We start from the raw sequence: 5,267 nt of genomic DNA on the forward strand, positions 1-5,267 counted from the left end.
CTCGACGGCCCCGGCGACATCAAGGTCGACACCACCACCGGCACCGGCACCGGCACCGGCAGCACCACCGGCACCACCACCGGCACCACGGGCACGGGCACGGGCACCGGCACCACCGGCACGGGCACCGGGTATGACGACAAGGGCGGGTACGCCGAGTCTGGGTCTTCTGGTGGTGTCGGCAGTGGGAGCGGTGCTGCCGGTAGCGGTGTCACGTCTGGTGAGGGTGGCCGGACGCCGCTGCCACGCACGTCGGGCAATGGGCCGNCGGGTATGACGACAAGGGCGGGTACGCCGAGTCTGGGTCTTCTGGTGGTGTCGGCAGTGGGAGCGGTGCTGCCGGTAGCGGTGTCACGTCTGGTGAGGGTGGCCGGACGCCGCTGCCACGCACGTCGGGCAATGGGCCGTCCGGGACGGGCAGCGCCAGGTCGTCCGGCGTGGTGAACACTCCTGCGGCTGCGGCGTCGAACGTGGTGGACCCGAACTCGGCCTTGCCAGCGAACGTCCCCGCCACGCCGGCTTCCTGGACGAAGGGTTCAAGTCTGGGCGAGGGGTCGGCAGGCAACGTCGGCACGTCCGTGTCGGGGCCGACGTCCACTGTGGAGTCGCCGACGCCGTCACCGGACCTTCAGATACAGGACTCGTCCGACAACGCGCTGTCCGGGCTACCGATGCCGGAGTCGACAGTGCCTCCGGCATCGGTTGCGACAGCACCCGTCACGTCGACCACAGGGCTTGTCCCGGACCGTTCGGCTCCCACGAATGCGTCTACGAACACTTCGGCCAGTACTTCTGCCCCCACTTCGTCGACGTCTATTCCGCCGCCGATAGCGTCGAAGGCTGACGCGGTCACCACGCCGCCGTCCATGGCAGCGATACAGAACGACACGCCGAGCGTGCCGTCGCTGTCCGAGGTGATTTCGCTCACCGGGTCGGCTACGGTCCAGACGTCGTTGGCCGCATCCGCGCTGAAGGCATCCGAGCTCGCAGCTCGTACCGCTACGTCGACGGTGGCGAGCACTTCGGCTGTACCGGTGCCCAGTAGCGGAAGCGTCAGTTTGAACACCGGAAAGTCGGGCCTGGTGACCACTCCGGCAGTGGTGCCGCCGCTGTCGACCGACGTGGTGCCTCCGGCGAAGGCGATGAGCTCGACGAACGACAGCTCAAGTTCGGACCGTGAGCACGACTCGGGTGAACGATCCGATGTGGACTCTTTGTTATATGGCGCTCCGGCGATGGAATCCGATACTGGGGGCCTCGCGGACGTGGGGTCGCAATCCCGCTCTGACAGTGGAGTCGATGTCGGGCCTGACCGGGACTTCGTCTCTGAGAAGGTCGTCGGGAAGCGCACGGAGGGCGAGGATGTCTCTCTGCTCATCCGTGCAGAAGAATTGCTCACGCAGGCAGGGGAGCAGCTGCCGTTGTCGTACCGCAGCGCCGCGCCTTCGCACGCGCGTGGGGTTCGACGGCGAGAGGAGAATCGATTCCCGATCGCGCATGCCCTTTACCAGGCTGATCGCGATGGTGACAGCTCGCTGCCGGTGGGCGACCTGGTCTCCGAGCTGACACGCGCCCAGTTGCCTTGGACTGCCGCTCCACTTGGCGGTGCGCGCATGACCTCGAAAACCGAGGTGGACGGCCCGATCGCTGATCCGTCTGCCTCCGCGGCCCCTGTCTTAGATGATCTTTTCATTGGGCGGAGTCTCGAGTCGGATTTCGCCGGCGGCATTGACGACGTGCCCCGGGGTGAATTCCGGAATTTGTTGGCGCTCGATATGTCGCCATCGCCGGAACTCGGATCGGACATCGACGCATACCTTTCATCTCCGGAGTCGGCGCGGGATCCAGTGGTAGAAATCCGGACAACCGAGTTGCCGGACCTGGCGACCTTGGTCGAAGGTAAGATGCTTGAGTTTCCCGTTCCACTCATCGGTCCGGGTGTCTACGGGACTCGTGACGCGTCCGTCCCGTCGGACTTCTTGGTGGAAGCCCGGCAGTACGACCAAGGCGACACCCCCGATGATCTTGAGATTGGCGACGTGCAGCAGGTCTGGGCGGAACAGCAGTACGACGACGGGTTTGAGCTGGAACTCGTCGAGACGTCCGACCACGCGCCAGTGTTGGAGGGGGACAGGCCGACTGTGCTGATCGACCCGCATCGCGGCAATTCAGGCGGCGACGGGGGAGAGGCGGGTGAACGTGAGATCGCGGACATCGATCAGACCGTGGACAGGTCGACAGGGCGCGCCGATGCATCGGAACTTGCTGGTCAGTTGCGCGCGCTCGTGGTTCCGTACGAGCCGGGCACCCCAGTTTCGCCGCTGGGAAGGGATGCCTTCGGCATTCGCCGAACTGAACCTGCTCCGGACTTCCTGAGAGCAACTGGCGGGTACTTCTTCGATGCCCTTCACGCCGACAAACGGTCTGACTTCTTTGCCAAGATCGACCTCACTCGGTTCGACGAGCGACCGAGTCAGGAGTCGTTGCAGGTCAAAAACCTGGCCTCTCGGCAAGATCGAGTTTCGAGGGGCAGGCTCGTGCTTAGCAGCAAGGGGTGGCCAAAGGTTCAGTCTGTCCCCCACCTGCTTCATTCGATCTGGGTCGGCGGAGCGCTCTTCGATGACACCGCGGCGCGTGCGCAATTTCGGAAAAATATGACGGAGGCCGCAGAGTTAAATCCTGATTTCGACGTAATCCTGTGGACGGATGTGTCTAGGCAAGCGATTGAGGAGGTAGGCGTGCAGCTCGCGACCGGCCGGTCGTTGCGCGGGCGGTTCCGCGAGATCGCAGAGATGCTGGAATGGGCGCGCAGGTCGCGGATCCGACTGGTCAACGTTGACGAGGTTTTTTCAACTGAGAGTCCGATGACCATGTGGTCAGAATTGATGGCAGAAAGAGCTCGACGACTTGGTGCTGGATATGCGGCGTTTAGTGATGTTGCGCGCGTCGAGATCCTTCATCGGTTCGGCGGAGTCTACACTGATGGCGACAACCGTGTCGTCGGAAAATTGAACAAGTTGGCGCGGAGGGTTGCGCTCAGTGTCGACGGCTTCGCAATGCTAACCGACCACAAGGGGTTGGTAAACAATGCCGGAATGGCATCGGCGGCGCGAACGAAGGCCACTCAGGAGTATCTGAGTGTTCTTGCAACCCGCTATTCGCTTCCAATTGTTGATCTCTACGAAGAAAGGTATAAGGTTTCGGATGCAGTGGTGGTTCCGCAGTATGAGACCGTGAATCGCAGTGGAATTGCTCATGAACGACTTGGTGATCGTCTGGGTTACGTCGCACGATCCGGTGCTTCTACGGTATCCCAGCTTCAGCGGATCTCGGCGGATTTCATTCTATGTGGAAGCGATCAGAGTTGGCATGGTCAACTCGTCGGCTCGCGGGATCATGAGAACCAGGTTTTGGAAGTATCCAAAGCTGCCGCCCAGGAGTTGTATCGCCAAGTATGGAACTTTAAAGGCGTTGTGCACCTGGAGCAGGTTTCAGGAATCATTGACGAGCTTTCCGATCCGGATGAGCGATTGTCTGCATGGTTCGCTGCAATGTATGTCTTCTTGGCGACCGCTACTGGTCGTGAATTGCCCTCGTCTATAACGACGTTTCAGTCCGGCCTGGCGCATGTCTCACCTGTGCCGACGCAGGTGAGAAGTCGGCTCGGCACGCTCTTTCCCCGAGCGGCGATTGACGGCCAACTGCCGTTCGCGTGATAGCATGCGGATTGCGATACGGGACTGCGAAACGAGCGGTGCAAGTCCCGATCATGGTGGCGTGCTTGATGGCTGATGTCATGCCCGGTCTGGCGAGCGCCGAGGGCTCGAAGCTCGACAACCGGTAAAGATCGCTTGGGTGGGCGACTCGTTTCGAGCTGGATCTCCAACGCTGTCACCGTGATCGCGACGGTAGCTTCCGGGCAAAGCGATGTAGGAGCATCCCCGCATGATCCTGAGAACCACCGCCGCCACCGTGTGCGCGCCTGCACTCCGCGCAGGACTGTCCGCGTTGGACTTGACCTGCTCGCGAGGGTTAGAAGCTTGTACCGGACGTAGTAGCTGCTGACGCGCGATTGATGCTGCGGACTCGTCGTACCGTTCGTGATGAACGGGCTCCGTTCTCACACTCCCCCGCGGATGCGGACGGCCGCAGTTGCCTGCGTCACATCCTGATTTGCCCGCTGGGAACTATATGTTTCCTGACGTTAACGATGCGTGAGCATCGAAGGTTCGGTAGTTGTGACGGTGGGCACTTGGGCATCATTTAAGGCCCCGTTGGTTTCCCAGCGCCACGACTTGGTGTTAGTTGTTCGGGAGAGGATCGCTCCCTTGCGAGCGTCCGCCCGCCCAGCGTCAATGACGTCGCTTTCGGATGCTGAGTCGCCAAGGCCAACATCGCCGAACGACGTCGTTTAGTTTGGAGGGTTCCGATCATGCCTAGCATCTTGCGCGGCCCTAGTGTGGACTCTGACCAGTCCTCGGTTGCGCTGTCGGCGCGCCCTTCCACCCGGATGCTCACGGACCCCCGCGTCGTATCGGGGTCGGTGGCGGTCGGCTACCTCGATCCCGGCACCTGGTCGGCCTGCTTCGGTTTGAGCTACCGGGACCTTTTGCTGGCAGACATGTCAGGCGCCGGGCGCATTGTCGGCGTGGAGCTGAGAGTCGTCGCGGGGTCGGGTGACATCCCGGCCGGGCGCAACCTGATCTGCCGCCAGTTCCTCGCTGCCGAAACCGAATGGCTGTGGATGGTGGACTCCGACATGGGTTTCGCGCCCGACACCGTCGACAGACTGGTCGGCACGGCAGACCCGGTGCACCGTCCGGTGATGGGAGCGTTGTGCTTCGGGCTCAAGCACAGCGAACACGGGCCGTTCCACACTCAACGTTACGACATCCAGCCAACGCTGTACGCCCACCACGGTCGCGGCTTCCAGGCTGTCCTCGACTATCCCCGCGACCGGGTGGTCCGTGTAGCCGCAACTGGCGCCGCGTGTCTGCTGATCCACCGCAACGCTTTGTTGGCAGTCCTCGACCGTCATGGCCCTGTCTGGTTCGACCCGATCTCCAGCGAAGTTGGTACGTTCTCGGAGGATCTGTCGTTCTGCATCCGACTGGCCGACGTTGGCATCGCACCCTACGTGCACACCGGTGTGAAGACCACTCACCACAAGCACGGCGGCTACCTCGACGAGCAGGCATATGATGCCTCGCGACGTCAGAAGGTGGGTGTGTCAAACGAGCGGTGTAACTCGGGTTGAAGGAACTACT

3 protein-coding genes are annotated in these 5,267 nt (G+C 62.3%); 2 read left to right on the plus strand and 1 reads right to left on the minus strand.

What is annotated here, in order from left to right:
- Positions 1–628: 628 nt before the first annotated feature.
- Positions 629–1,066 carry a hypothetical protein gene (locus tag LFM09_RS49860; RefSeq protein ID WP_414103693.1) on the minus strand — a complete coding sequence of 146 codons (438 nt, stop codon included), beginning with the start codon at positions 1,064–1,066 and terminating at the stop codon, positions 629–631.
- 16 nt (positions 1,067–1,082) lie between these two features.
- Between LFM09_RS49860 and LFM09_RS49865 the strand changes: the two genes are divergently transcribed.
- Positions 1,083–3,716, plus strand: coding sequence for a glycosyltransferase (locus LFM09_RS49865; RefSeq protein WP_414103694.1), 2,634 nt, complete (start codon positions 1,083–1,085; stop codon positions 3,714–3,716).
- A gap of 827 nt (positions 3,717–4,543) precedes the next feature.
- On the plus strand, positions 4,544–5,257 hold the full coding sequence (locus LFM09_RS49870; protein WP_414103695.1) for a hypothetical protein: 714 nt from the start codon (positions 4,544–4,546) through the stop codon (positions 5,255–5,257).
- The last annotated feature ends 10 nt before the right edge of the window (positions 5,258–5,267 follow it).

This window comes from Lentzea alba (assembly GCF_047445655.1).
In the GTDB taxonomy this organism is placed as follows: Bacteria; Actinomycetota; Actinomycetes; order Mycobacteriales; family Pseudonocardiaceae; genus Lentzea; species Lentzea alba_A.